The organism is Vibrio sp. V08_P9A1T1 (assembly GCF_963874405.1).
GTDB classification, from domain to species: domain Bacteria; phylum Pseudomonadota; class Gammaproteobacteria; order Enterobacterales; family Vibrionaceae; genus Vibrio; species Vibrio anguillarum.
In genome coordinates this window covers 14,285-39,860 of record NZ_CAWNIB010000011.1, presented here as the reverse complement: position 1 = coordinate 39,860, position 25,576 = coordinate 14,285, and the positions used below count along the sequence as shown (strand labels likewise).

Annotated in this window: 20 protein-coding genes; 10 read left to right on the top strand and 10 right to left on the bottom strand. The window is 44.6% G+C overall.

Going from position 1 to position 25,576, the window contains the following annotated elements; genetic code table 11:
• Positions 1–75 precede the first annotated feature (75 nt).
• Positions 76–1,263 (top strand): NO-inducible flavohemoprotein, encoded by a 1,188-nt coding sequence (gene hmpA, locus AACT21_RS00705; RefSeq protein ID WP_094163977.1) that lies wholly within the window; start codon positions 76–78, stop codon positions 1,261–1,263.
• 191 nt (positions 1,264–1,454) lie between these two features.
• Here the strand turns inward: hmpA and AACT21_RS00700 are convergent, their stop codons facing one another.
• Together AACT21_RS00700 and AACT21_RS00695 are read right to left on the bottom strand one after the other, a co-directional pair.
• Positions 1,455–2,000 carry a YaeQ family protein gene (locus AACT21_RS00700; protein WP_094163975.1) on the bottom strand — a complete coding sequence of 182 codons (546 nt, stop codon included), beginning with the start codon at positions 1,998–2,000 and terminating at the stop codon, positions 1,455–1,457.
• A 70-nt stretch (positions 2,001–2,070) separates the two neighbouring features.
• The gene (locus tag AACT21_RS00695) at positions 2,071–2,280 is read right to left on the bottom strand and encodes a cold-shock protein (RefSeq protein ID WP_094163973.1); all 210 of its coding nucleotides are present in this window, start codon (positions 2,278–2,280) and stop codon (positions 2,071–2,073) included.
• Positions 2,281–2,846: 566 nt separating this feature from the next.
• Between AACT21_RS00695 and AACT21_RS00690 the strand changes: the two genes are divergently transcribed.
• The gene (locus AACT21_RS00690; RefSeq protein ID WP_088732485.1) at positions 2,847–3,941 is read left to right on the top strand and encodes a NapC/NirT family cytochrome c; all 1,095 of its coding nucleotides are present in this window, start codon (positions 2,847–2,849) and stop codon (positions 3,939–3,941) included.
• Between the two features lie 22 nt (positions 3,942–3,963).
• Entirely contained in the window at positions 3,964–6,411 is a 2,448-nt protein-coding gene (locus tag AACT21_RS00685) for a trimethylamine-N-oxide reductase 2 (protein ID WP_094149376.1), read from the top strand.
• Between the two features lie 69 nt (positions 6,412–6,480).
• Here AACT21_RS00685 and AACT21_RS00680 read toward each other — a convergent pair whose 3' ends face one another.
• Positions 6,481–7,941 (bottom strand): DEAD/DEAH box helicase, encoded by a 1,461-nt coding sequence (locus AACT21_RS00680; RefSeq protein WP_088732483.1) that lies wholly within the window; start codon positions 7,939–7,941, stop codon positions 6,481–6,483.
• A 274-nt stretch (positions 7,942–8,215) separates the two neighbouring features.
• On the opposite strand from AACT21_RS00680, the gene AACT21_RS00675 reads away from it, so the two are divergent.
• The 3 genes from AACT21_RS00675 (at position 8,216) to AACT21_RS00665 (ending at position 11,123) form a co-directional block, all read left to right on the top strand.
• Positions 8,216–9,652, top strand: a complete 1,437-nt coding sequence (locus AACT21_RS00675) for a 6-phospho-beta-glucosidase (RefSeq protein ID WP_094147179.1) — start codon at positions 8,216–8,218, stop codon at positions 9,650–9,652.
• A gap of 107 nt (positions 9,653–9,759) precedes the next feature.
• Positions 9,760–10,764 (top strand): LacI family DNA-binding transcriptional regulator, encoded by a 1,005-nt coding sequence (locus AACT21_RS00670; RefSeq protein WP_094145449.1) that lies wholly within the window; start codon positions 9,760–9,762, stop codon positions 10,762–10,764.
• 137 nt (positions 10,765–10,901) lie between these two features.
• Complete coding sequence (locus tag AACT21_RS00665; RefSeq protein WP_010319365.1) at positions 10,902–11,123, top strand: hypothetical protein; 222 nt, start codon at positions 10,902–10,904, stop codon at positions 11,121–11,123.
• A gap of 131 nt (positions 11,124–11,254) precedes the next feature.
• Here AACT21_RS00665 and AACT21_RS00660 read toward each other — a convergent pair whose 3' ends face one another.
• Complete coding sequence (locus tag AACT21_RS00660) at positions 11,255–13,636, bottom strand: glycoside hydrolase family 2 protein (RefSeq protein WP_094163971.1); 2,382 nt, start codon at positions 13,634–13,636, stop codon at positions 11,255–11,257.
• Positions 13,637–13,967: 331 nt separating this feature from the next.
• Here AACT21_RS00660 and AACT21_RS00655 point away from each other — a divergent pair, with 331 nt between their 5' ends.
• Positions 13,968–14,306 carry a YggL 50S ribosome-binding family protein gene (locus AACT21_RS00655; protein ID WP_026028717.1) on the top strand — a complete coding sequence of 113 codons (339 nt, stop codon included), beginning with the start codon at positions 13,968–13,970 and terminating at the stop codon, positions 14,304–14,306.
• 109 nt (positions 14,307–14,415) lie between these two features.
• Here AACT21_RS00655 and AACT21_RS00650 read toward each other — a convergent pair whose 3' ends face one another.
• Entirely contained in the window at positions 14,416–15,048 is a 633-nt protein-coding gene (locus AACT21_RS00650) for an MSHA operon transcriptional regulator (RefSeq protein WP_017044750.1), read from the bottom strand.
• A 253-nt stretch (positions 15,049–15,301) separates the two neighbouring features.
• Between AACT21_RS00650 and AACT21_RS00645 the strand changes: the two genes are divergently transcribed.
• Complete coding sequence (locus AACT21_RS00645; protein WP_017042476.1) at positions 15,302–16,504, top strand: iron-containing alcohol dehydrogenase; 1,203 nt, start codon at positions 15,302–15,304, stop codon at positions 16,502–16,504.
• 68 nt (positions 16,505–16,572) lie between these two features.
• Here the strand turns inward: AACT21_RS00645 and AACT21_RS00640 are convergent, their stop codons facing one another.
• From AACT21_RS00640 to AACT21_RS00630, 3 genes are read right to left on the bottom strand one after another with little or no spacing between them, the layout of a single operon-like run.
• Positions 16,573–19,377: an Hsp70 family protein gene (locus tag AACT21_RS00640; protein ID WP_094163969.1), complete on the bottom strand. Its 2,805-nt coding sequence runs from the start codon at positions 19,375–19,377 to the stop codon at positions 16,573–16,575.
• 48 nt (positions 19,378–19,425) lie between these two features.
• Positions 19,426–21,309, bottom strand: a complete 1,884-nt coding sequence (locus tag AACT21_RS00635; RefSeq protein ID WP_094163966.1) for an Hsp70 family protein — start codon at positions 21,307–21,309, stop codon at positions 19,426–19,428.
• Positions 21,309–21,941 carry a DUF2760 domain-containing protein gene (locus tag AACT21_RS00630; RefSeq protein WP_026028849.1) on the bottom strand — a complete coding sequence of 211 codons (633 nt, stop codon included), beginning with the start codon at positions 21,939–21,941 and terminating at the stop codon, positions 21,309–21,311. The genes AACT21_RS00635 and AACT21_RS00630 overlap by 1 nt, the downstream gene beginning before the upstream one ends.
• A gap of 315 nt (positions 21,942–22,256) precedes the next feature.
• Here AACT21_RS00630 and AACT21_RS00625 point away from each other — a divergent pair, with 315 nt between their 5' ends.
• Both AACT21_RS00625 and AACT21_RS00620 read left to right on the top strand, forming a co-directional pair.
• Positions 22,257–23,780 (top strand): sensor domain-containing diguanylate cyclase, encoded by a 1,524-nt coding sequence (locus AACT21_RS00625; RefSeq protein WP_094163964.1) that lies wholly within the window; start codon positions 22,257–22,259, stop codon positions 23,778–23,780.
• Positions 23,781–23,874: 94 nt separating this feature from the next.
• Entirely contained in the window at positions 23,875–24,405 is a 531-nt protein-coding gene (locus AACT21_RS00620; protein WP_047689084.1) for a 3'-5' exonuclease, read from the top strand.
• 6 nt (positions 24,406–24,411) lie between these two features.
• Here AACT21_RS00620 and AACT21_RS00615 read toward each other — a convergent pair whose 3' ends face one another.
• A complete protein-coding gene (locus AACT21_RS00615) occupies positions 24,412–24,855 on the bottom strand; it encodes a tellurite resistance TerB family protein (RefSeq protein WP_026027231.1) in 444 nt (147 codons plus the stop codon).
• 84 nt (positions 24,856–24,939) lie between these two features.
• Positions 24,940–25,344 carry a hypothetical protein gene (locus tag AACT21_RS00610; RefSeq protein ID WP_017042483.1) on the bottom strand — a complete coding sequence of 135 codons (405 nt, stop codon included), beginning with the start codon at positions 25,342–25,344 and terminating at the stop codon, positions 24,940–24,942.
• Positions 25,345–25,576 lie beyond the last annotated feature (232 nt).

Below are 25,576 nucleotides of genomic sequence, written 5' to 3'. Positions count from 1 at the left end.
GCTTTGTGCTATACAAGCTTCAGTATCAGAGCGAATCTAATTCGCCATTTATAAAATCTGAGGAGAAAGCTCAATATGCTCAATAATCAACACATCGCCATTGTCAAAAGTACCATTCCTTTACTTGAATCTGCCGGGCCAGCGCTTACGGCTCATTTCTATCAGAGAATGTTTACTCACAATCCTGAGCTAAAAGATATTTTTAATATGACCCATCAACATACTGGCCGTCAGGGCGTTGCACTGTTTGAGGCGATTGCCGCGTATGCGAAAAATATTGAAAATCTCGCCGCATTAACCAGTGCAGTGGAACGTATTGCCCAAAAGCACACCAGCTTTAACATTCAGCCAGAGCACTATCAAATCGTCGGTCATCACCTTATTGAAACGTTGCGAGAGCTTGCTGCCGATGCCTTTACTCCTGACGTTGAAGCAGCATGGACGGCGGCTTATCTCTTTTTAGCGCAAGTCTTTATTGATAGAGAAGGGGAGTTGTATTTACAGCGTAAGCAGGCGATCGGTGGTTGGGAGAATGCGCGTGAGTTTGTGTTGCAAGATAAAGTGAAAGAGTCTGAATTCGTCACTAGCTTTATCTTTGAGCCTGCTGATGGCAAAGCAGTATTAGATTATCAGGTTGGTCAGTATATTGGGATTGAACTTAAGCCGGAAGGTGCGTCATACAGTGAAATTCGTCAATATTCCTTGTCACAAAAACCCAATGGAAAAAACTACCGCATTTCTGTGAAGCGTGAAGGCGTGGATACTGGACATCCTGGGACAGTCTCTAACTATTTACATGATTACGTTGAAAAAGGCAGTCGAGTGAAACTTTATGCGCCAGCGGGTGATTTTTTCTATGTTGAGAAGCTCGCTCCCGTTGTACTTATCTCTGCAGGTGTCGGGGCAACACCGATGCAAGCCATACTTCAACAGCTTGCGTCAGTAGGAAAAAAAGAGGTGACGTATCTGCATGCTTGCAACAATTTATCACAACACTCCTTTATTGACGAAACCGCGACCTTAATGGCGGTGCATCCATCATGGCAGCAAGTGGTCTGGTATCTGGAAAGTGAGCAAACACCAGCCAAGCAAGGTTCTATGATCTTGCATGAAGTTTGCGAGCAACTGCCGCTAACACAGGGGGATTTTTATATCTGTGGCCCCGTTGGTTTTATGCAGTTCATTGTTGAACAGCTTGAATTGCTTGGCGTAGCAAGAGAGCGTATCCATTACGAAGTCTTTGGTCCACACGCCTATTTATAAAGTATAAAGCGCTATCTCAATCTAGGCTCTTTTAAGGGCCTATACCCTTCCCATTTAAAGCTGCAGCGGTGTTGGTTACGTTCGCTTACCCCAATCACATAGTTTATCTATGCTCATGGGGATGAGCTCACTTGCCGTCTACTTGCAACTTCAAGTTGTTTGGGTATAGATACTGAAAAGTGGGCTGGGAATTAATGCTCACTTTTTATTTGTAGTGCTTGCCAAGTAATTTCATCGGAATGGCTATCGCTATCAATAAAGATAGAAGACCCACTAATCATCACTGAAATATCCATACCTCGGTTCAAGGAAGTAGAGAGTTTTTCAATCGTTGCAGCATCAAAGCGAAATAGATCGACATTGAGGTGAGAGAACTTTCCCTTGTTCTGCTCCCACCAAACCTGTGATTTCGTGTTAAAGCTGTAGACTTTCACCTGTTTTGCAAGCCGTGTGGCTTTTTTAATGCGATCAGCATCGGGTTCGCCGACTTCAATCCAGAGCTGAATTTGGTCATCTAATGATTTTAGCCAGAGATCAGGTTCTTCAATGGAAGAAAGTCCTCTAGTAAATGTTAGCTCGGGTGAAGCATTAAGACAAAACGCCAAAATGCGCGCCATCATTCGTTCGTTGCTTTCTGAAGGATGCTGAGCAATGGTGAGATTTAAAGAGTCATAATGATCGCGATTAGTATCCGTCAGCGCAATACGGAACTTATAGATTGTCGGTTTAAGAGCCATTGGAAGAATGCCAAGAGGTAAAAACGAAAATAGCCAGCAAATTGCTGGCTATTAGAATACTTAGTAAAAATTATACTAGGCGGATGTTTTCAGCTTGAGGGCCTTTTTGACCTTGAGCTACTTCAAACTCTACCTTTTGACCTTCAGCAAGAGTACGGAAACCGTCACCTTTAATTTGGCTGAAGTGTGCGAATACGTCTGGACCGTTTTCTTGTTGAATGAAACCAAAACCTTTAGTTTCGTTGAACCATTTTACAGTGCCAGTAGTAGTGTTAGACATGTTATGTCCCTTATAAAAATAAAAAATTTTAAAATACAGGTGTTGCTTTGAGACGAATTATTTAAATGAGACCATGAAACTAGAGGACACTTTGAATTGAATCTGAAAGGGAACTTTGGCTTACTTGTTACATTAATAACCCTGTTCAACAGAGCGGACACATAATCGCATGGTCCTCAATCAAAGTAAAGCATTTATTTTAAAATAATTGAGCATTAGGAATCTGAGCAGGTTATTCGTGATTTTTGTTACTTTTCAAACCATTTTTAGTCAACATTATCAGTGATAAGGCTCTGCCTATCTTTGGGGTTTTTGTCTTTTATTTTTAATATCAATCGGTTATGTTTTATGTGTTTTTAATTTCTATAATTTGTGTGGCTCTTTATTTTCTATTTTATCAATTTATAGGAAAGGTGACATAGGTCACACCTGTTCCTTGTCTAAATTGACTACTGTCAAGTTGACATCCCTCTTTGGGGGTATGATTTCCTTATGGAATACGATGCGCATCACATAAATGCAACGTGTTCTGTCAAAACCACATCCGTTGAGATTTGTGAGGAATAATGAATATTAAAAAAAGAATGATAGTGGGAGTTCTTGCTATTGGGGTGCTGCTCGGTTGGTTAAGCCTTGGAGGGACTCATGTCATCTTAGAAAAAACGTCGAGTACGGAATTTTGTCTCTCTTGTCATACTATGCAAGCACCCTTTCAGGAGTATCAAGGCTCGGTACACTTTAGCAATGCCAAAGGCATCCGTGCAGAATGCGCTGATTGCCATATCCCCACTGATACTATGGATTATTTAGTCACTAAAATCAGGGCGTCCAAAGATATCTATCATGAGTTTATTACCAAGAAGATCAGCACACCTGAAAAGTATGAAGCGCATCGAGCCGAGATGGCTGAAACTGTCTGGGCGCAATTAAAAGCGAACGATTCTGCGACCTGTCGTTCATGTCACAGTGAAGATGCGATGGAGATTTACGACCAAACGGCGCAAGCACAAAAAATGCATCAGTACGGTATCGACAATAATCAAACCTGTATTGATTGCCATAAAGGTGTGGCGCACATGCTTCCTGAAGTCAAAATGGACAGCCAAGCATTAGCCCATTTAGTCGAAGAGGCTAAGTTAACCCCTGTGGGCACTTCTATTGTTTATGCGATGCAATCTACGCCCATTTCTGATTTCGGAACGATCAATCCAGCGACGCCGCTGAAAGTATTGAATGAAAGCGATGGCAAGCGCACCGTTGAATTGAGTGGTTATCAGATGCAAGGTGCAGAACAAGTCTTGTATATGGGTGAAGGTAAGCGTGCTGTGATTGCTATGTTAACTGAAGCAGGGCAAAAAGCATTGAGCGTAAAAGAGTATAACGAAGATGCCTACGGAAATCAGTGGCGTCAAGTAACACTTGCCGGGGACATCGACACGCCAGTGTTGAGTAAAATGGATTCGCTTTGGGCATACGCTGAGCAATTGGACAATGTTTACTGTTCAACATGTCATGCCAAAATTCCGAGTAACCATTTTACGGTTAACGCGTGGCCTTCTGTGGCAAAAAGTATGGGGGACCGTACCTCTATTTCCGCAGAGGATCTAGAAATCCTCACGAAATATTTCCAATACAATGCGAAAGATGTTGTTGCCCAATAAAAAATGAAATAAGGATTCAGTGATGACTACTCTCACACGTCGAAGTTTTCTAAAAAGCGCTGGTGCAACTGCAGGTGCGGTCGCTATTTTTTCGGTTAAACCCATGCCAGTTCTCGCTTCCGCACCGCGAGGAGCTGGTGTACTGACTGCTGGGCGTTGGGGCGCTATGCTGGTTGAAGTTAAGGATGGGAAAATTATTTCCTCCAAGAATGCATTGCCGCAAACCGTACCCAATAGTCTACAAACCTCAGCGCCAGATCAAGTGCATACTCAAGCTCGGGTCAAATACCCGATGGTGCGTAAAGGTTTTCTAGCCAATCCCCATATGCCAGATGGTAAACGAGGAGACGATGAGTTCGTCCGCGTTAGTTGGGAAAAAGCGCTGCAATTAATCCACCAACAGCATGCCCGTATTCGCACTGCTTATGGAGCCGAGTCAATTTTTGCGGGCTCTTACGGCTGGCGATCCAGTGGGATTTTACATAAAGCCCAAACCCTACTGCAACGCTATATGAGTATGGCGGGAGGCTATTCGGGTCATTTAGGTGATTATTCTACGGGTGCTGCGCAAGTCATCATGCCTTACGTTGTAGGCTCAATAGAAGTGTATGAACAACAAACAACTTACCCTGTTGTACTTGAAAGTAGTGATGTTGTGGTGCTTTGGGGGCTCAACCCTATTAATACACTGAAAATAGCATGGAGCAGTACCGACGGCGCGGGGCTTGAGTTTTTTAATCAACTCAAACATTCTAAAAAAACCATTATCGCTATCGATCCTATGCGTTCGGAAACCATCGAATTTTTTGGTGAAAACGCTCAGTGGATTGCACCGCATCCTGGTACTGACGTTGCGATGATGTTGGGGATCGCCCATTCATTAGTTGAAAAGGGCCAACATAACCTTGAATTTTTGAATAAATACACCGCTGGTTACGACAAATTTGAAGCTTATCTGCTAGGTCATTCTGATGGTACGCCAAAGACAGCACAATGGGCTGAGGCAATTTGTGGCGTTCCTGCCAAACAACTAGAGCTATTGGCTGATATTTTTAGCAAAAATAGAACTATGATCATGGCTGGTTGGGGAATCCAACGTCAGCAATATGGTGAACAAAAACACTGGATGCTTGTCACTCTGGCTGCAATGCTAGGGCAGATCGGTTTACCCGGTGGTGGGTTTGGTTTTTCATATCACTATTCCAATGGCGGTAACCCAACGCGGACTGCGGGTGTTTTACCTGCTATATCAGCGGCTATTGATGGTGGTTCATCTGCGGGTAATGATTGGGCCGTTTCTGGAGCAGTAAATAGCTTTCCTGTGGCTCGTATTGTAGAAGCGTTGGAAAACCCATCCGGTCAATATCAACACAACGGGCATGAGAAAACGTTTCCTAACATCAAAATGATCTGGTGGGCGGGCGGTGCAAACTTTACTCATCACCAAGATACCAACCGTTTGATTAAAGCGTGGCAAAAGCCGGAACTCATCGTTATCTCTGAGCCTTATTGGACTGCGGCCGCAAAACACGCTGATATTGTACTGCCCATCACGACGTCATTTGAGCGTAATGATCTCACCATGACAGGGGATTATAGCAATCAACATTTAGTGCCGATGAAACAGGCAATTGAGCCTCAATTTGAAGCGCGAAATGATTTTGATGTATTTGCTGATATGGCGGAGCTGTTAAAACCGGGCGGACGTGCAGTGTATACGGAAAATAAATCCGAAATGGAATGGTTGGCTGGTTTCTATAAAGGAGCTCAAGCTATCGGTCGCCAGAATCGGATTGCAATGCCTAACTTCAGCTATTTTTGGAAACAAAATCAGCTCATTGAGATGAAATGGAACGAAGCGAACGCGAAGTTTGTGCGTTATTCCTCTTTCAGAGAGGATCCTATCCTGAACCCTCTTGGTACACCAAGTGGCAAGATTGAGATCTTCTCCAAAACCATCGAAGGCTTCAAATATAGCGATTGCCCGCCACATCCTATGTGGATGCCGCCAACGGAGTGGGTAGGGAATGCTCAAGCCGATGAACTGCAATTGATGACATCGCATGCGGCTCATCGTCTCCATAGCCAGTTAAACTATGCGGCACTACGCGAGCAATATGCGATAGCAAACCGTGAACCGATCTGGATTCATCCAGAAGATGCAAAAGTTCGAGGGATCAAAGATGGCGATCTTGTCCGTGCTTATAATCAACGTGGCCAAGTCTTAGTTGGCGCGCTGATCACGGATGGAATTAAGCAAGGTTCGGTCTGTATTCATGAAGGGGCATGGCCCGATTTTGATAAACCTCATGGTTTATGTAAAAACGGAGGATGCAACGTACTGACCGCTGACATACCTACGTCAAGGTTAGCCAATGGCTGTGCTGGTAACTCTTCAATTGTGAAAATAGAGAAATATATAGGAGAGCCACTTCCTCTAACCGCATTCACACCGCCCAAAGGCGCGTAAAAGCAAAAAGGCCACTAGATGAGAGTGGCCTTTACTTTTTAATCAGAGAGTCGTAGTCAGAGAGTAATATCAGCTCGCCGCGATTTTGTTTGCTCTACGAGGTCTATTTTGTCCAGCCGATCCGCTTCTCGTGGGTTGGTTTGCACTTGGTTTATTACTGTTTGAACGAGTGGAATTGGCCGCTTTCGGCTTTCTGTCATTAGTTTTGGTATTCGCGCTTATGCTGTGACCTTTTGCTACATCACCAGAGCGCTGTCCGTCATTATGTTCTGGTTTGTTCTTTTTCGGCTTTTTCGCTTTAATCGGTTGTAGCGAAGGAGATGCCGGTAATTTGTTCACTGGCGCAAAGCCTTCAACCTCAATTCGTTCTAGTAAATTTTGGGTAAGGCGCTCAATGGCAAACATGTCTTTTGCTTCATCGGCGCAGACCAAAGAGATCGCATTGCCTTCAGCGCCTGCGCGGCCTGTACGGCCAATTCGGTGAACATAATCTTCAGGGACGTTAGGCAATTCAAAGTTTACCACTTGTGGTAATTGGTCAATATCAATGCCGCGAGCGGCAATATCCGTTGCTACTAAAATGCGGATCTCACCACTTTTAAAATTGGCCAATGCCTTAGTACGTGCGCCTTGACTTTTGTTGCCATGAATAGCGGCGGCGCTGATGCCACTGCCTTCAAGTTGTGCGGTTAAGCGATTAGCGCCGTGTTTAGTTCGTGTAAATACCAACGCTTGTTGCCAATTATTTTCTTTGATTAGTTGAATCAATAGCGCTGGTTTTTTCGCTTTATCTACAGGATGTACCCACTGTTTGACGGTTTTGGCGGTACTATTGCGTGGCGTAACCGAAATCTCGACTGGGTTGTTAACTAACCCTTTCGCAAGTTGGCGAATTTCATCGGAGAAAGTGGCCGAAAAGAGTAGGTTTTGACGTTTTGCTGGCAGCAGTGCAAGGATCTTTTTAATGTCACGAATGAAGCCCATGTCTAACATGCGATCCGCTTCGTCTAAGACCAAAATTTCTAATTGGTTAAATTTAATCGCATTTTGGTTGTATAAATCCAGCAGTCGACCCGGTGTCGCGACCAAGATATCTACTCCACGACGCATTTTCATCATCTGTGGGTTAACTTTCACACCGCCGAAAATAACTTCAGAGCGTAGTGGAAGGTTTTGTCCGTAAGTTGCCACGTTGTCGGCAACTTGCGCGGCTAATTCACGTGTCGGCGTCAGAATTAATGCACGCACTTGGTTGGGGCCTACTTTTGGGCCTTTAACTAATAGATCCAAAATGGGCAGGGTAAATCCTGCTGTTTTCCCGGTACCTGTCTGGGCCGCTGCCATCACATCTTTGCCTTCAAGAACGGCTGGAATAGCTTGCGCCTGAATTGGCGATGGTGTTTCGTAACCTTGAGAAGCAACGGCTTTCAGGATGGCATGGGATAAACCCAGAGAGGCAAAACTCATTAAAATGTCTCGATATGTAAATAAGGAAGTGATCCGCATCACGTTGCGGAAAGGCGCAAGCATACAGTAGTCACAGCAAAAGTGCTACGGAATGTCTCTGTTTGCCACTTGTCAGTAACAAATAGTGCGTATTTTCTTCCGAGAACATTAGAATTATTAATTTTAATGTAACCGGTTTCGGAAACCGGTTACATTTTTCCGATAATCGTTTATGATGTCACGCAAAGTAGCAAAGCGATGATGTATTTCTATACAGCCTGTCCACATGGCGTGAAATAGCATATTAGATCGACATAAGGGTACATTGAGTCAGCAAATGAAGACGAGGTAGATGACGATGGCAACGAATGGTTTTCCAAAAGATTTTTTATGGGGTGGGGCTGTAGCAGCACATCAAGTTGAAGGTGGATGGAACCAAGGTGGAAAAGGAGTCAGCATTGTCGATGTGCTCTCAAAAGGAGCGCATGAAGTACCTAGGGTGATGACCTCCGGTGTGGATGCAAATTATTTCTATCCTAATCATGAAGCCGTTGATTTTTATAGTCATTACAAAGGTGACATTGCACTTTTTGCTGAGATGGGTTTTAAATGTTTTAGAACCTCAATTGCTTGGACTCGTATTTTTCCACAAGGTGACGAAGTCTCGCCCAATGAAGCAGGGCTACAATTTTATGATGATCTTTTTGATGAATTGCTGAAATACGGCATTGAGCCAGTTATTACGCTTTCGCATTTTGAGATGCCATTCCACCTTGTACAACAATACGGGGGATGGGCAAATCGCAAGCTTGTGGATTTCTTCGTTAACTTTAGCCAAGTGGTGATGGAGCGTTATAAACAGAAAGTGAAATACTGGATTACCTTCAATGAGATCAATAACCAGCGAAATTGGGAATTCCCACTGTTTGGCTACTGTAACTCAGGGGTGATCTTCACTGAACATGACAACCCAGAGCAGGTGATGTACCAAGTCATGCATCACCAATTTATTGCCAGTGCTTTAGTGGTCGATCTCGGTCATAAGATCAACCCTCAATTTCAAATGGGTAGCATGATTCATATGATGCCGCTTTATCCCGCGTCGTGTCGTCCAGAAGATATGATCCGCTCTCAAGAAATGATGAGAGAGAAGTACTTGTTCAGCGATGTGCAAGTTCGTGGCTATTACCCAAGCTATATTTGGCGTGAATGGGAGCGAAAATCGATAACCGTTGATATGCTCGATGGTGATGAAGCGATACTGCGTAAGGGCTGTGCCGACTACCTTGCGATCAGCTATTACATGACGAATATTGTCTCGGATGATCGCAACGCTGAAGGTGAAACAACAAGTTTATTTAAACAAAGTCGCTTAAACCCTTATCTCACCGCGTCTGATTGGGGATGGCAAATTGACCCGGTAGGGCTTCGCTACGCGCTTTCTGAATTGTATGAACGCTACCAGAAACCGATTTTTATTGTCGAAAATGGTTTTGGGGCGATCGATGAAGTCGATGAGCAAGGCCAAATGCAAGACGATTATCGGATTGAGTATTTACAAGCACATATACGAGAAGTGAAGAAGGCCATTGCTATAGACGGCGTTGATGTCATGGGCTACACCCCTTGGGGCTGCATCGATTGTGTGTCGTTCACCACTGGTGAATATAAAAAACGTTACGGTTTCATTTATGTAGACAAACACGATGATGGTTCTGGTTCAATGGCTCGCAGTAAAAAGAAAAGCTTTTACTGGTATCAGTCCGTGATCAAAACCAATGGCGAACAATTATAAACGTGGAATGACAATAATAATTGTTGATTGAGAGCGTTCATCCAGCTTAGGAAATTAGGTAAACTCCCTCGGCTTCCAAGAGTCGGGGGTTTTTATTAGGAGTCACCATGGCGACAATCAATGACGTTTGTAAAGCAGCGGGCGTGTCTAAAGCCACCGTATCGCGCGTACTCAATCAAACTGGCCAAGTAAAAGCAAGTACGCGAGAAGCCGTTTTACAAGCCATGTCCACCTTGGGTTATCAACCTAATGTGTTGGCGCAAGCATTAGCCACAAACAGTGCAAATGCGATTGGGCTGATACTTCCTCAGTTTCAAGGGAGTTATTTTGGTAGCTTATTGCATCAAGCAGCACAAGGTGCCGAGCAAGCACGTAAGACCTTACTTGTCATGGACAGTCACGATAATGCGGCAGGCGAATTAGCAGCAGTGCGCTCATTGCTCACTCAGCGTTGTGACGCCATCATGCTTTACAGCCGCCATTTGTCGAATCATGAGCTGGCATCATTGCAATCTGATGTTTCAGTGCCACTGATTGTACTCAATCGAACCTTGGAAGAAGTCGGTTTGCATAGTTTTGGTTTTGAGCAGCATCAAGCCGCTTCTTTAGCGATTAATCACTTGCTTGAACTTGGCCATCGCCGCATTGCTTGCATCACTAGCCCTTTGGACAGTGATACAGGACAACAGCGATTTGCTGCTTATCAGTCAGGCTTACAGCAGGCTGGTATTGAGCTCAATCACACGCTCGTTGTTGAAGGTGATAATTCTATGCTGGCGGGTTATGCCGCGGTTCAACGGTTATTAGAACAACAGAGTGAGTTCAGCGCTATTTTTGCTTGTAACGATGATATGGCACTAGGAGCAATGCGCGCACTTTACGAACATGCCATTTTGGTACCCAATCAGGTATCTGTGATGGGGATTGATGATGAGCCTGCGGCTGCGTATTCGGTGCCCAATCTCTCAACAATATCGCTTCCTATTGAGCAACTGACGAAGGATGCAGTAGCCTTGGCCCTACAATTGGCTGAAGGGAAGGGCTCGGATGATGCCAAGATACATCGCTATCTAGGTAAGCTGGTGCTTCGAGAATCAACGTGCGCACCTTAAGAGGCCTCGCAGATTAATGACTCATTGAAATAATGAGCATTTATTTTAATTAACTGTATAAATCCACAGTTAATTGCTTGACATTATGTCACTCTTTACTAAGCTGTATGTATGCACAGTGAAGTTGGAGGTGAAATATGTTGTGGGAAACGCTAGAACGAGTTAACCGCCTTCGCCAAGAAGCGTTAGCCAACCCAGACTTTGTCCAATCCGCGCAAGACCATGAAGAGACATTGAAGCAGGTCGAGCAATACTTTGAACCAACGAAACGACGCAAGGCAGCAAAACGTGCAAAAACCCTTGCAGATATTTATCAACAGACTGAATTTGGTGAAAATCCATCTGGTGTTCAACATTAGTCAGTGTTTGACATGAGCCAATGTTGAACATGCATTAGTAAAAATGGTTTAGCTTGCAAAGAGCTGCTTGATGCGCAGCTCTTTTGCGTTTCCTTCCTTAAGGCTGAGCGTTTGTCTTTATTCGGCTCAGTTCATTCAGCCAGTTGATAAATAGTACAGTTTAAGTGAGATTTATCGTCTGATCTAAAGGCGATTGTCCGCATTTGGTTGGGGAGCAAAAAGAAGCTGGAGTCAGAAAATTGTAGTACGTTGTCATGTTCTAGGTGAACGTAAAGTGCAGGTCGGTCAGTGGTCAAACAGAGACTGCCCGCACGATATTCACACAATATGCGAGCCGATTTTAAGGGCAAGCGTTTGGGTACATCCGGCAGCCAAAAATTATCCCGCTGGCCATCCGTACTGACAAAGTAGATCGCTCCTTTTTCTGGTGTGAAATCCCTTATTGTGTGTTGCCACACGATTTGGTTACTCTCTTGGGGCAGTCGTTCATTGATTGACCAATGCTTTCGCAATTCTCCTTCCCATCCAAACCAATATATGTCACCCACAAGGTATTGCTCACCGGGCGCATCATTAATGGCTCTCAGTGATAGGTGTTTCTCATCTTCAGAAAAACAGGCCAAAAGCGGGTTATAAAACCGTTTGGCGTGATAATGTAATTGCTTCCAGCGTCCAGAATACTCAATGCTTGACCAAGACGCGACGGGCCAGTTGTCATTGAGTTGCCAATATAATATGCCACGACAAATCGGTGAGGTTGCCCGCCACGCTTCGACAGCCGTTTTAATCGCCATGGCTTGCTGAACTTGGCTCAAATAAAGCATCTGCTGGAAGCCATTCGGGAAACGGAAATAGCGAGTAAACATTTCGGTGATGATGCTATTACCACGAGCATTCTTTTGGTGATGTTCAAAATGAGGCGCACTGATATTCCAGTCGCTTTCTGGGATAATCTGCTTCACTTCACTAAATGAAGGCCAAGACTGATAACCGAATTCTGAACAAAATCGTGGGGATATTGAATGGTAAGCGTCAAAGGATTTACCTGAATGCCACACATCCCAAAAATGCATGTCACCTTTATTATCATCATGCCAAGCGTCACCAAAATCTAATTCACCATTGCAAGGTGAGCTTGCCCAAAAACGGCGACTTGGATCTTGTTCATTGACGAGGATTTCTAAAAAACGATTGAGTCGGTCGTAATTGACTAGGTATTTTTCACGGTTTTCTCGAGATTCTGGATACCAAGTTAATGAACCAATCACCTCATTATCACCACACCAAATGGCAAGGCAAGCATGGTGCTTCAAACGTTGTATTTGTTGTGTGACTTCTTGCTTTACCTCTTCTAAGAAACTCGGTGTTGAAGGGTATTGTGCGCAGGAAAACATCAGATCTTGCCAGACTAATAATCCGAGCTGGTCGCAAAGTTGATAGAAATGATCGTGTTCATAATCACCTCCTCCCCACACACGAATCATATTCATGTGAGCTTCTTGTGCGGCTCGTAACAGCTGTTGATAACGGGAAAAATTGACTTTGCTTGGCATGGCGTCCATTGGTATCCAATTCGCGCCCTTCACTGATATCGAGACCTCATTCACGATAAAGGTCATTTCACTGCCGATGGAATCTTGCTCAGTGCGCAACGTGAGACGTCTTAAGCCAACTTGGCGGTTGATCTGCTGCTGTGCCATGGCAATAGACAGTGTGTATAAATAAGGGTCACCGTAACCGTTTGGCCACCAGAGATGCGGATGGTGGACATCAATATCCACACTGCTTTGGTTGCAAAAAGCCTCACTATCGATCGTAATAGTTTGATCGCCAAAAGTAAGTGTGATGGGTGTGGAGAGCGATTCGCTATGCCGTATTCTCACGTGCAGCGTAACGTGTGTTAAAGCATGCCAAACTTGTTCAATATCCACACCCAGCAGTGAATATTCTTGTACCGTTTTTAATTGCATTGGTGCAAAAATACCACAAACAGCAAGGCATATACCCCAATCCCAACCACTGTGGCATTGAGGTTTTCGCACGGTGTTCATGTGAGGAAGTTGATTATTCCCTTGCGCCCACGGAATGGGAAAGGGCAGCTCATCGGCTCTTTGCTTGGCTACCGAAGCGGCAGGTTCAAATCGCCATTCAAAATGATTTACACCAATTTGCAGATAAGGGCGAATATTAACAGTATAGGTTTGAAAAGCATTATGGCACTGTAAAACCTTCTGTCCGTTGATCCATAGATCAGCAAACGTATCGACCTTATTCAGCTCCAGTAAGTGGTTTGGGCACTGAAGGTCTGCCGCATTTAAAGTGTTCGCTTTTGTTAATACCCAATGACATAAACCAGCCCACTGAACCTGAGACTCATTGGATGCATAATAGGGATGAGGGATCAAACCCGCTTGCAGTAATGCATGATACTGGTCGCCGGGCAGTGTCATCGCGATTTGGATATCGGGATACTCGGGTGAGCTCAATCGCCATTCACCGTTTAAATCAAACATAAATCCACCTCAAAAAATACGATTTACAAGGGCTAAATGAGCTGATTTAACCATGCACTATGAAATAAAAATTGTGCATGGGTGGCAGGCTCAAAAGTTGTGCGAAGTTTTTAGGTTAAGTTGCGAAGCAGTCAATAATTATGATTTTCTTGACTTTAATTTGACGTCACTAAGCTTGACGAGCGGCTGGTTTTAACTTGTTTTGTCTTGGCACATCTTGAAACAATTTGTTGTGAAAGTGTTCGCTTGTGGCGGTTTATATAAAGAATCATTTTGGAAATGGTGCTGAAAGGTGTATAAATGCCGCATTCAAACAGAGAGAGAAAATATGATGAAAATCGACAAGCTAGAAAATAAAAACCGCCGTATCCGTAAGAAACTGTTTTTAGGTGAATTTGCGATCCTCGGTTTTGAAGTTAGCTGTACAACGTCTATCAAAGACTTTGAACAATACGATCTCTTCGTTGATGAGTTTATTGATTACGTTGATAACATCGGTCTTTGTTTCGGTGGTGGTGGATTAGAGATCTTTGACGGCTTTGTGTGCGCAGCCGATCGCTACCGTTCAGCAACAGAAGAAGATAAAGCGTTGGTTGTAAAATGGTTAGAAAATCGTGCTGAAGTTAGCAAAGTTGTTGCTGGTGAATTAGTGGATGCCAATTACGCTTAATTGCTCTTCTATTCTACGTTATTCAGCCAGTGCTTTTCATTTGCGATGTCTGACAAAAAAGCCGGAGTGAAACCACTCAGGCTTTTTTATTACGCTAAATTTTATTACGTTAAAAATCAGCATGTTTAACAAAGTAAGGATTGTTGAATTTATTGGCGTGACCAACAATCGAAACCACTAAACGGTTCCATAGCGCTTTATCAAAAGGTTCTTTAGGAATGGCAGGGTAAAGTGTTTCGACCTCTTCTCTGGCAAAGGCCATAAACTCTTTCTTTTTCCTCTTGTTATACTCTTGGGCGACATTATTGTAGTTGCGGATCCACTCTTTCTTAAAGCGAAGCAAGGCGGGCTCGGCTTTTTCTAAAGGTAGCCGAGAGAGATAAACGCGCTTATACGAGATTTTGCGATCAATCATCGTTCGCATACTGGTTTGAATGTAGGTACCGTGCTGCGTAATGGAAATATCGCTCTCATCAAACAGATTCACACACCAGCCCTTAGGCCAAAAGTCAGCCTGTTTATACTGATTATTTCTAGCGGTTAATACTTGATGAAGCACTAAATCAGAAGTGCCTTTAAAGGTTTGCTGCCATGTGGCTATGCGAATTTGCAATGAACCAGGCAAGCGATAGACATTGGTAAACTTATCTTCGTTCATGACTTCTACAGTAATTGGTTGAATAAAATACAATTTTTGAATGCCATTTGAGTACAGGGAATGCACCTCAAAGACGAAAGCCAAACGACGTGTCGATTATTTTATGACACATAAAATTATGTGCAGAGTACTCAGCTAATGATTTCAATTATAAGTATAAAAAGTGAGCGAGGTGGATTTTACAAGGTTTACATTAAAATGCGAGCTTAAGTTGGCGTTAAATCTAATAATGATCAGCGATTATTTGCCTTATCTTGCAAAATTTGACTTTCTAGGTAGAGATAACTCGTTGTATTGCCTAGTCTAGTTAATAGAACTTCACAACTCGAGACCAATCATGGAGATCAAGTACCAGCAGTGGCAGCATAAGCTATACATGAAAGTGCTCAAATTGGCCGCAGCGATTCTGCCCATCTCCAAGCCAACCTTGTTTATTGGTAAAGAATCGCTCAAGCAACTCTGTTATTCGGTTTCTTTGATGGGTATTGAACGCGTGCTTGTCGTAACAGACCAAGGCATTGAAAAGCTTGGTTATGTAAAAAAACTAACCTTTGAGTTTGAGCGCGTTGGTGTCAGTTGTGTGGTGTTTAACCATGTATTGCCTGATCCTACTTATGATCAAGTTGAAGCCGGCCTCCATCAGTACCGATTGGAGAAGTGCCAAGGCGTTGTCGCTATTGGTGGCGGCTCTTCAATCGATTGTGCAAAAGTGATCGCCGCTTGTGCTACTAACCGCAAGTCGATCAAACGTTTAGTGGGGTTGTTAAAAGTATGGAAAACACCTGCGCCGCTGTTTGTGATCCCAACCACGGCAGGAACGGGCTCTGAAGTGACCGTCATTGCGGTGGTTTCTGACCCTCAAACTCAGCAAAAAACACCGATTACTGACCCGAAACTTGTGCCACTTATTGCAGCGTTAGATCCGATGCTGATGATGGCCTTGCCTACTCATATTACTGCGCAAACGGGGTTGGATGCACTCACGCATGCAGTGGAAGCCTTTATATCACGTAATGCCACGCCAGAGACTGATCGCTATGCCATCGCTGCGGTTAAACTGATCCACGATAACTTGGAAAAAGCGGCGTTCTTTGGCCAAAATTTGACGGCGAGACAAAACATGGCTCTGGCCTCTTATTACGCTGGACTTGCTTTTACCAAAGCCAGTTTAGGGTATACACATGCCATCGCCCATGCGGTTGGGGCGAAATACCATTTCCCGCACGGCTTAGCGAATGCAGTTGTGTTGCCACATGTATTGGAATACTCCAAAGAGGCGGCGAAAGATAAGCTGGCTAAACTGGCTGACGTACTCAAAATAACCGATCCACATTTGACCGATTCAATGAAAGCGGACGCCTTCATTGGGTATGTGAAAGAGCTCAATCACACACTGCATATCCCTAAACAGTTACAGGGGGTCATGCCAGAGCATATTCCAGAATTGGCCAAACAAGCTTTTCGTGAAGCGTTTTGGAATTATCCTGCGCCAAAATATATGCAGCAAACGGATTGCGAAGCGATTTTTAGGAAATTGTAATCTACATTCAGCGTTATCTTTGACCGCTCTCGTCATCATAGCAACGAGAGTGGTCAAATTAGGTCGATTCATTTTTTAAGCAGTATCAACCCACTTGGCAGAGTATCACCGAAGACACGTTTGGATTCTGTGTCAGACAGGTCATGCACTTCATTAACCAAAGTAAACCAAGTTTCTGGAACCTTACTCTGCTTTATCTTGGCTAAAACGAGCTGACGAACATCATCGCTAATATCAAAAAGACGATCTCCTGTCTTGCGACACATCATTACCGCGGCAAAGGCAATCATCGGTTCTTTTTGCCAGTTTTGATCAAGCAACTTCGGTAACCATTGTTCCACTTGCGCTCTTGGGATGACTGAATGTTGACTACCATACAGTAGCGTCCGAGAGGCTAACCGCCCAAGGGCCCACCAGTGTGCTTGTTCACATTGAGTTTGATTAATCGCTTTGTTCAAAAACCACGTGGCAAGTAATACTTTATCTTCCACTTCTAGATGTTCCAGCGAAGCGGCAAGCCGCACCATTGCTTCGTACCCTTTGTCGTGCGCTTCTTGAGCTGATTTTGGATTTTTGATTGCGCTAGGGTGAAGATACTTAGCGATATCCGCTAGAATCGTTTCTTGTTGCTCCTGCCTCAGTCCGCCAGCAATACGCCGCCAAAATACCCACCAATCGCTCCAGCCTTGATGATTTTGGAATTGAATACCTTGTTGATACAGATTCCACATCTGTTCCATACGCCAAGGATCAGTTGGGTCGCCAAATCCTGGTCGCAGGGCAAATCCAGCCAGACGCAACCAGTTTTTCTCGTGTTGCTCTGAGCGACGTCGACGTTTACGGCCTTGAGAAAATGCATCAAAGAGCGGTCGTAGCGTGGTGAAATCCCATTCATCACGTGGCCCTAAAAGCTTATCTAAATCTTTGCCAAGCGTTTTTATGGCTTGGTTATCAGAGGCTTTTTTATTGCCACTATAAAGGTGTGTGATGAGCGAAATCGCCTCTGACAAGCGAGGATGACGTTGGATTTCACTGTCTGACTCACTGTGCTTGCGAACTTCAAACTCAAGTTGCCATCGGTTTTTTTCGTCCTCAACACTGACACATTCAATCTTAAGCGTGCCGACTTCAGTTAATTGACAAGCCAGTTGAACTTCCACTCGTTGCTTTTGGTTAGCATGCAATAGAGCAGCATCATTTCCTTTTAACGCCGTTATATAAGGAGGCAGTGGCGTAAAAAGCTCATGTTCAACAGCCAATAACAGACCATTTTGAACGCGGCGATCAGCAAACATATCGTGAGTCGAGGTCAGGATGTTGAAGCGTACGGGTTCACCTAACGTCAGTGAAAATCGACGGCTGGTTAAGCGTATCTCTTGTCCTTCTTCGGTGCCTTTAGCCAAGACACACAGAGCATGTCCCGCACTGTTTTTTTCAGGCAGGTGTAAAAAATAAGAGCGTGCCGATCCGCCGCCGATTTTAAGCTGTGCACCTTGGCGAGCTTTACCATACGCGACAGCACCGAGTGCGACTGCCCAATCAGGGTGAGGATTATCAAGCAGGGTGATCGGCGAACCTCGCCAATCGGTCAATAATTGAGTGATGCGCTTTGTGATAAGCTCACTATTAAATACGCCGCCATTGAGCAGCAACCCAACGGGAATGGCCGTTGCGTTTGACTCTTGCTTGAGCGCAAGGCGAGAAACGGCTTGGTGTTCAGCTAAAAATTCAGCAATGTGTTTACTCACGGCAGGGTCTGCTGCGTAGGGCAAACCGAATTCCACCACAGCACTGCGGCGTTTAGTTGGACGTTCTTGTACCGAGCAAAGTGGGAAAAAGCCTTCCAGTGCAATCTCATGTACCTCTTGTTTCGTCAGGGAAATGCTTTTTGCTGCGCCTAATAGCTTTGAACCACTGCCAAGGAGCGTAATTTTTAGCTGCTCTGGGGTTTGGTTTGATAAGAGTTGCTCTTTGACTTGGCGAGTTTGCTGAATTAGTTTGCTCAAACTGGCGGCGGTTAATTTTTTCGAACCGTCAAAGCGCTGTTCAGCTAGATGAGCTAATGCTAAATCAAGGTTGTCACCTCCGAGCATTAAGTGATCACCCACGCCAATTCGGTCAAGAGAAAGTTGGCTGTCTGCGCTGTGTTTCGCTTCAATTAAACTGAGGTCTGTCGTACCACCGCCCACATCACAAACCAAGATCAAAGGGAGTGATTGCAGTTGCTGTGAGGCACAATGGCGGTGACGTGCGTACCAGTCATAGCAAACGGCTTGTGGCTCTTCAAGTAGTACAATTGAGCTTAAGCCAGCCAGTGTTGCAGCTTCGATGGTGAGCTTACGAGCCGTTTCATCAAATGATGCCGGTACGGTGATAATGACATTTTGATCTTCAAGTCGATGACTTGGATGACGGTAGTTCCATGCTTGCCGGATGTGATTGAGATAACTGGCGCTAGCAATCACAGGGGAAACTTTCGCCACATCGTGAGCGCCTGCCCACGGTAAGATGGCTTGCTTGCGATCAACCCCTTGGTGGGAGAGCCAACTTTTCGCGCTGGATACTTGTCGCCCTTCTACTTTTGCACCTAAATCTCTTGCCCATTGGCCAATAATTACCTCTTTGCTATCGCCCATAACCGGTTTAATTTGCCAAGGGAGCGATAGGGCATCAGGTGCGATCTGCCCGTCGGCTGGGTGATAACGAAATGACGGAAGGAGTGGTTTTCGAACCACTTCACCGGGGCCAATCAATTGGTCGACCTCAAAAAGATGCACGGGTGAGTCTTCTAACGATTCGGTGATTTCACAAAATGCCACCACAGTATTGGTGGTGCCTAAATCGATACCGACGAGAAAGCGAGGAGAAGACATGGAGGCTCCTGAATTTCAAAAACGGCATCCGAAGATGCCGTGTGGGGATTATTGAGTGACTTGAGGATCTTCACGCACATCGAACTCAACGTGCCATGTTTGGCCGTTGTCGGTCGCAATGGCTTCTAAGTGAAGTGTCCCGAGCTCTGTGATCGTTGAGGCTAAGTGAACCGGAACGACTTCGCCTTGTCGACGTCCTTCAGAAACAGGTAAGGTGACGTGGATCTCGGGCAGCTCTACAAGTTCTTCTGGAGCCCAATAATCTAAGTGCATGCCAGCTTCGTCATCGCGGCGTATTGTTGAACCAAAGAATTGAAAATGTACAGGCTCACCAATGACCAATCCAAACTCTTGGCTTGGTACGCGGACACTGGTTCCTTCTTCCATGCCAAATGGGGCGACGCACAAGGCTTCCATCGGCGGTGTGATCCCCGGAATGGCAGGCATAGCACTTTCAATACCGACGTAATAACTCGAGGCTATACCACCGCGAATACGCACACCTTGTCCACGACGAACTGCGCCGTAATACGCTGCGCCGCAGGCGACGGCTAAATCAAGGTCTAAGCCTGTTAAGCGCTTCATCTGTGGTGCTCCCACAGTGCTCAACCAAGCATTAATAGTGCTGAGAAGACGGTTTGCTAATAAATCGGATTTTAACACGCCACCGTTTAGTAAGATGGCGGTCGGTTTGATAAAATCCATCTCCGGAGCTTCGCCCATACCGGGCATGCCAGCAAATGGATTATCATTCAGAGCGGATATGTCGCTACCCATTGCATGGGCTTGTTTTGCCAAGAACGCGGCGATATGGCGGGTAATTCCAGCGTCTTGCGCGTAGGGAAGGCCCATTTGCGTTAATGCGCCACGTGCTTTTTGTACGGGATGATCAGTGATAGTCACTTGTGGGAAAAAACCATCGACCAAGGTTTGTTGCACTTCTTGTTGAGTCAATTCGGTTTTAAGCGTTGTACCGAGCAGTTTTGAACCGCGACTTGGTACCACAATCGGTACGGAATGTAGGGCACTGTCATTAAGAAGCGCCTCTTTTGCATCTCGGCAAGCGTGCGTCATCGCTTGTACTTGCCAAGGGGCTAATTCTTTACCTTCTTGCGCCAATTTCATTTTTAAACGGTAAGCAAGGGCAAGGTCCATATTATCGCCGCCGAGTAAAATGTGCTCACCAACCGCAATCCGATTGAGCGTTAAGTTACCAGCGTCTTCAGTCACTTCCACTAAGGATAAATCAGTGGTTCCCCCACCAATATCAACCACGAGAACAATGTCACCCACCTTGACTTCATCGCGCCACGCATCGTGGCTATTATCTATCCAACTGTATAAAGCCGCTTGTGGCTCTTCAAGCAGCGTTAATTGCTCAAAACCAACGTTGCGTGCTGCTTCAGCGGTTAAATCTCGGGCGGCTGGATCAAATGAAGCGGGTACTGTTAACGTGACATCTTGTGTAGCTAAGGGGAAGTCAGGGTGAGCGTGATCCCAAGCGCTTTTTAAATGCTCTAGATAGCACTCAGTGGCTTTTAATGGCGAGATCTTTTCCACTTCATCGCTGCTACCCACGGGTAAAAATGCATCACGTCGATTGACGCCACCATGACATAGCCATGATTTGGCACTGGCGACTAAACGAATCGGTGTCTTACTGCCAAGGTTGCGCGCAATGGCACCGACTAAAGCTTTTGGCTCGGCCGACCAAGGCAAAACGCGTGCGGCAGGGCTCATCTCATGTTCATGAGGCTGGTATAAAAACGAGCCTAATTGATGACGGCTTTCAACCGTACCGGGCGCGGTAAGTTGAGGGATGCTCATTACTGAAACGCGAGCGTTTTCATCCTGTGTATCAACATAAGAGAGCACGCAATGTGTTGTGCCTAAGTCAATACCAATACTAAATTTTGGCGCTGTCTGTTCCATTACAATTCAACCTCGGCAGGGGCGATGATTGAAGCATCATACTGTTCAGCCAATTTAGGCAAAGTGATAGCTGTTGCTTTCCAGCCTTTATGGACTAAGGTGCCATTAAAGGGTGCTGAACCCGTCACATTACCCGTTAAGCGAACTTCTTGCGGGTTGAAACCAGCTTCAATGGTAATTCGACTCTCTTCATCTTCGCCGCGAATGGGCGTGAGCTGAATGTAATCTTGTAGAACTTTTTTACCACCGGCGTGGATCACGCGCGCCGCGGCTCCAACTTCCTCATCTGAAAAGGCGGTGACATCTTCATTTAAGAAGTCAATCAGACGAGCTTCTTGCTGCATTAACGACAAAAGTTGTAGGGCGGAATCGGTTGGCGCTGTCGCTAATTTAGATTCGACTTCAACTACGCGCTCAATCACTTTTTCTACTTCTACGATTTTTTCGACTTCAACAATCGTTTCAACCGGCTTTTCGACTTCGACAATTTTCTCGACAGGTTTTTCAACAACTTTCTCAACGACTTTTGATTTGCGTGATACCACAATGAGAAGTAGCAAAAGGCTTGATGCACTTAGCCCAGCATGCAGCATATCAAAGGTGGTAGGGATCATATTTAAATCGAAGTTCATCACAATTCTCTTTACACAATGAAGTAGGCGTGGGAATTCTCGTGAGCCTACGGTGAATAGACTTAAAAATAGGGGCGCAGCTTACCATATTCAAGGCGAATACAGGATAGAAAGTCCGCATCATCACGTTTAAGCTAAAGTGATTGCTTGCGTTTTGAGCAGTATCAATCATTAATTCTCTATTCTGGTTCAACTTTAAGATTAATTGGTTAATAAATTGGTGACTGGCTATTGATTTACCTACTTTTATAAGAGTAATTTGAGTCCTGAGTCCTGAGTCCTGAGTCCTGAGTCCTGAGCCACGGAGAGGCTGTTATGTTCGAGAGCGACAAAAAGGTGATCTATCCTTTATGTATTTCAATTATTACCTTAATGATGACAGCGTCAGTCATCTCATTACTCTACATTAATCAAAAGAATCATATTGTCATGTTGTTTGATAGCCACGCCGAGCATCAAGCAAGCATATTAGACACGTTGGTTGCAAATGATGTCAGTTTTATTGGTTCGGCTGCCAATTTTTTGCATGCTACCGAGGGGGGGAGTGTGCAAGGATTTGACGTTTTTGCCCATGGGGTTATGTCAACATCCTACAGCCTTATCGGTTTGCAATGGTTAGCGAAAGTAACAAAAGATGATGCTGACGAATTTGTAACATTAATGAGGGATCGTTTGCCTCAATTTGAGTTATTTACAGTACCTAAAGCGGCTCAAAAGGTGATTGGATTTTCTGAAGAGAATGAACAACCCGTTTATGTTCTGAGTGATATTTATCCTCAAACCAAAAGTAACCTTGAATTGCTCGGCTTCTATTCGCTACGCCCTCGCTTTCAAAGAATTGCTGCACATATTGAGAGTACGGGGCTACCTGCTATATCCGATAAGGTCCGCCTATTGCAAGATGGCATAGAAGCACACCACAAAAAGGATGGATTATTGGTATATCATCCCGTTTTTAGCTACAACAAACAGGAAATGATTGGTGTGGTAGTGGGTGTTATTCGACTCTCTACTTATTTTGATGGATTGGTGAGCCGCACGGCGTCCGATCATCGATTGTATATGAAAGTAACCGATCTCGGATTTGATGCCGAAGATGATCCGATTCTATTCCAAAGCCCAGATTGGGATTCTATTAAAGGCATCGAAATAGAGAAACGCTTATCTCTGCCTAACCGTGATTGGAAAATTGATTTTAAGTTCTCAGAACCAATAGCGAGCAACATACAGTGGATTTTAGTAGCGCTCAGCGTCGGTGGTTTAATTATTTCGATCTTGTTAGGTTATGTTGTCTATTTGTTGATGAGAGAAAAACTTCATCTTAGCGAGATGCTAGAAGAACGTACTGAAGAACTGCGCTTTTTAGCGGACCACGATAGTTTGACTGGGTTGTATAACCGACGTGCATTCGGACGTTTACTGCAAGAGAACGTCTTACAGAAAAAAGCTTTTTCGTTGGTAATGTTTGATGTCGATGATTTTAAACTGATTAATGACAACCATAGCCACATTGCAGGCGATGAGATGCTAATACATATCGCAACGGTTATTTCACGTCATATGGGAAATAATGATGTTTTAGCTCGGTTAGGTGGGGACGAATTTTGCATTATTTGTGAATTGTCAGAACTTCAACCTTTGCAGTGTTATTTAGAAACGTTACGAGCGGCTATTGAATCAACCGGATATGAGTTCATGGATGAGGTGCTGTATTGCACGCTCAGTATTGGGGCGGCGATCAATCATACTTATGATCAAGAGTCTTTATTACATTTGGCAGACAGTAAGTTATACGAAAGTAAAGAAAATGGTCGCAACCGAGTTTCAATCGCCCAATAACTGTCCGAACGAAAGGGCGAGAGTCGAGTTTTTGAGAGGAGTCGAGTAAGATAGCGTTCTTTGACCACTTATATTTAAAGGATACGCCTGAACAATGAACTATAACCGAGTTGTCTGCTTCGATTTAGAAATGTGCTGCTGGAATGAAAATGGGGTTGGGACAACGGGTGAAATCATTGAAGTGGGTTTAGCTGAAATTGATGTGCAGTTGGGCACGATTGTGAAGCGTGCTCAATATTATGTCAGGCCAGAGCAAGACGAAATTTCGCTGTTTTGTAGTGAGTTAACCGGGATAACTCCGCGTAAAATTGAAAAACAGGGGCGACCACTTGCAGGTGTCGTTCAATCAATGGTCAAGAATTTTGGCGGCCCAAACAAGATTTATGTTTCGTGGGGGCGTGATGACCAAATTTTAGCTAAAGAGTGTGAGCAGAAGGGGATCGTTATGCCTTTTAGCGAGTTCATCAACCTAGCAACGCTCTACCGTATTCAGCAGAGAATGAAAGAAAAACGTATTGGTCACCGCGCCGCACAAGAAGCGCAAGGTATTGAGTGGGAAGGGCGACAGCACTCCGCTTATGTTGATGCCTACAACCTTGCGAAATTGGCGTTAACGATGTTGTAATCCGCTCTATTTTTGAGCGGAAAGTTTAGCGCGGATAAATTCACTGTGGTCGACATACAATAATTCTGCCGCTTTGCGGATCACCGCCTCTTCGAGTGGGTCTATCTCACCGTCCGCGTGCGCCACTTGCCACATCGCCTTGATAAGTTCATATCGCGTATCTTGCGAGAGCTCGCGTAATTGTGAAGTGAAATCATACAATGAAGCTGACTGTTTGACGCTTTGTTCTGCCCGAATGAGCAGTTCCGTGGTTTCTGTATCATCTAACGCTAATAGTCGTTTAACTAATTGAAACTTAGCGTCATTTTCTCGAGTGTCAATTTGATGATCGGCTCCTGCCACTTCTCTGAGCAAACAAGCAATCGCTAGGTTGGGGTTAGTGTTGGAACGCTGGCCTAAATCTTCTCCGTCCAAGAGTTGCTTGAATAGCGATGTAATGGCATTAAACATAAAAAAACCTACTGAAAATTTCGAGTCATTATTGTTTAAATAGTGGCGTATTGAGCAAAACACAAGTCAGAATAAAGTGAGATTCTAAATATCACGAGATTCATCTTCATCGTTCTCGTGATAAAAATCATTCGGATCTTGAGGAACGCTAGGGTCTTCTAGTATTTCAATGACTTCTGAACTTGAGTATTCATGCCCCATCAGGAAAAGCGCTAACATGGCATCGGCTTTGGATTTATTGTCCGCTTTTTCTAGCAAAATTTCTTCAAAGCGTCGCCGTATCATGGCAATCTCATGTTCAACAAAACCGCGACCTTCTTCCTCTCCTTCACCTTCCTCGGGCGCATTATCAAACTCCAGAAACAGAAAATGGCCGTCCAATTGTGTGTCAATAAGACGTTCAGGCAACCAAGCCTCACCCATCACCAATTCTGGATCGGTGTTATCGGGTAGTGAATCGAGTATGTGTTTCAGTTCAGATGCTTTCACAGTTTTATCGTTTCAGTAATCATGTCGCTATTGTAGCGGCGATTTTCTTATAAACATAAGAAATCCTGATCCGATTGCCCAATTTTAAATCGCTTAATCATACGAACGATGGCAAAACATACCGGAATCGAGGAGGAAGCGAATAAATGCTCGCCGTTTGTGAAAGGATAACTGATTGCAGGAGCGTTGATTATGCTACAATCCGCTCAGTTTTATGTAATGAAATGAATAG

Excerpts from the sequence above, each read along its gene's own strand:
- AACT21_RS00655 (WP_026028717.1), top strand. The coding sequence starts at position 13,968 with ATGAAAATCGACAAGCTAGAAAATAAAAACCGCCGTATCCGTAAGAAA.
- AACT21_RS00635 (WP_094163966.1), bottom strand. The coding sequence starts at position 21,309 with ATGGAACAGACAGCGCCAAAATTTAGTATTGGTATTGACTTAGGCACA.
- AACT21_RS00640 (WP_094163969.1), bottom strand. The coding sequence starts at position 19,377 with ATGTCTTCTCCTCGCTTTCTCGTCGGTATCGATTTAGGCACCACCAAT.
- AACT21_RS00700 (WP_094163975.1), bottom strand. The coding sequence starts at position 2,000 with ATGGCTCTTAAACCGACAATCTATAAGTTCCGTATTGCGCTGACGGAT.
- hmpA (WP_094163977.1), top strand. The coding sequence starts at position 76 with ATGCTCAATAATCAACACATCGCCATTGTCAAAAGTACCATTCCTTTA.
- AACT21_RS00615 (WP_026027231.1), bottom strand. The coding sequence starts at position 24,855 with ATGTTTAATGCCATTACATCGCTATTCAAGCAACTCTTGGACGGAGAA.
- AACT21_RS00690 (WP_088732485.1), top strand. The coding sequence starts at position 2,847 with ATGAATATTAAAAAAAGAATGATAGTGGGAGTTCTTGCTATTGGGGTG.
- AACT21_RS00680 (WP_088732483.1), bottom strand. The coding sequence starts at position 7,941 with ATGCTTGCGCCTTTCCGCAACGTGATGCGGATCACTTCCTTATTTACA.
- AACT21_RS00620 (WP_047689084.1), top strand. The coding sequence starts at position 23,875 with ATGAACTATAACCGAGTTGTCTGCTTCGATTTAGAAATGTGCTGCTGG.
- AACT21_RS00685 (WP_094149376.1), top strand. The coding sequence starts at position 3,964 with ATGACTACTCTCACACGTCGAAGTTTTCTAAAAAGCGCTGGTGCAACT.
- AACT21_RS00630 (WP_026028849.1), bottom strand. The coding sequence starts at position 21,941 with ATGAACTTCGATTTAAATATGATCCCTACCACCTTTGATATGCTGCAT.
- AACT21_RS00645 (WP_017042476.1), top strand. The coding sequence starts at position 15,302 with ATGGAGATCAAGTACCAGCAGTGGCAGCATAAGCTATACATGAAAGTG.
- AACT21_RS00670 (WP_094145449.1), top strand. The coding sequence starts at position 9,760 with ATGGCGACAATCAATGACGTTTGTAAAGCAGCGGGCGTGTCTAAAGCC.
- AACT21_RS00675 (WP_094147179.1), top strand. The coding sequence starts at position 8,216 with ATGGCAACGAATGGTTTTCCAAAAGATTTTTTATGGGGTGGGGCTGTA.
- AACT21_RS00665 (WP_010319365.1), top strand. The coding sequence starts at position 10,902 with ATGTTGTGGGAAACGCTAGAACGAGTTAACCGCCTTCGCCAAGAAGCG.
- AACT21_RS00625 (WP_094163964.1), top strand. The coding sequence starts at position 22,257 with ATGTTCGAGAGCGACAAAAAGGTGATCTATCCTTTATGTATTTCAATT.
- AACT21_RS00695 (WP_094163973.1), bottom strand. The coding sequence starts at position 2,280 with ATGTCTAACACTACTACTGGCACTGTAAAATGGTTCAACGAAACTAAA.
- AACT21_RS00660 (WP_094163971.1), bottom strand. The coding sequence starts at position 13,636 with ATGTTTGATTTAAACGGTGAATGGCGATTGAGCTCACCCGAGTATCCC.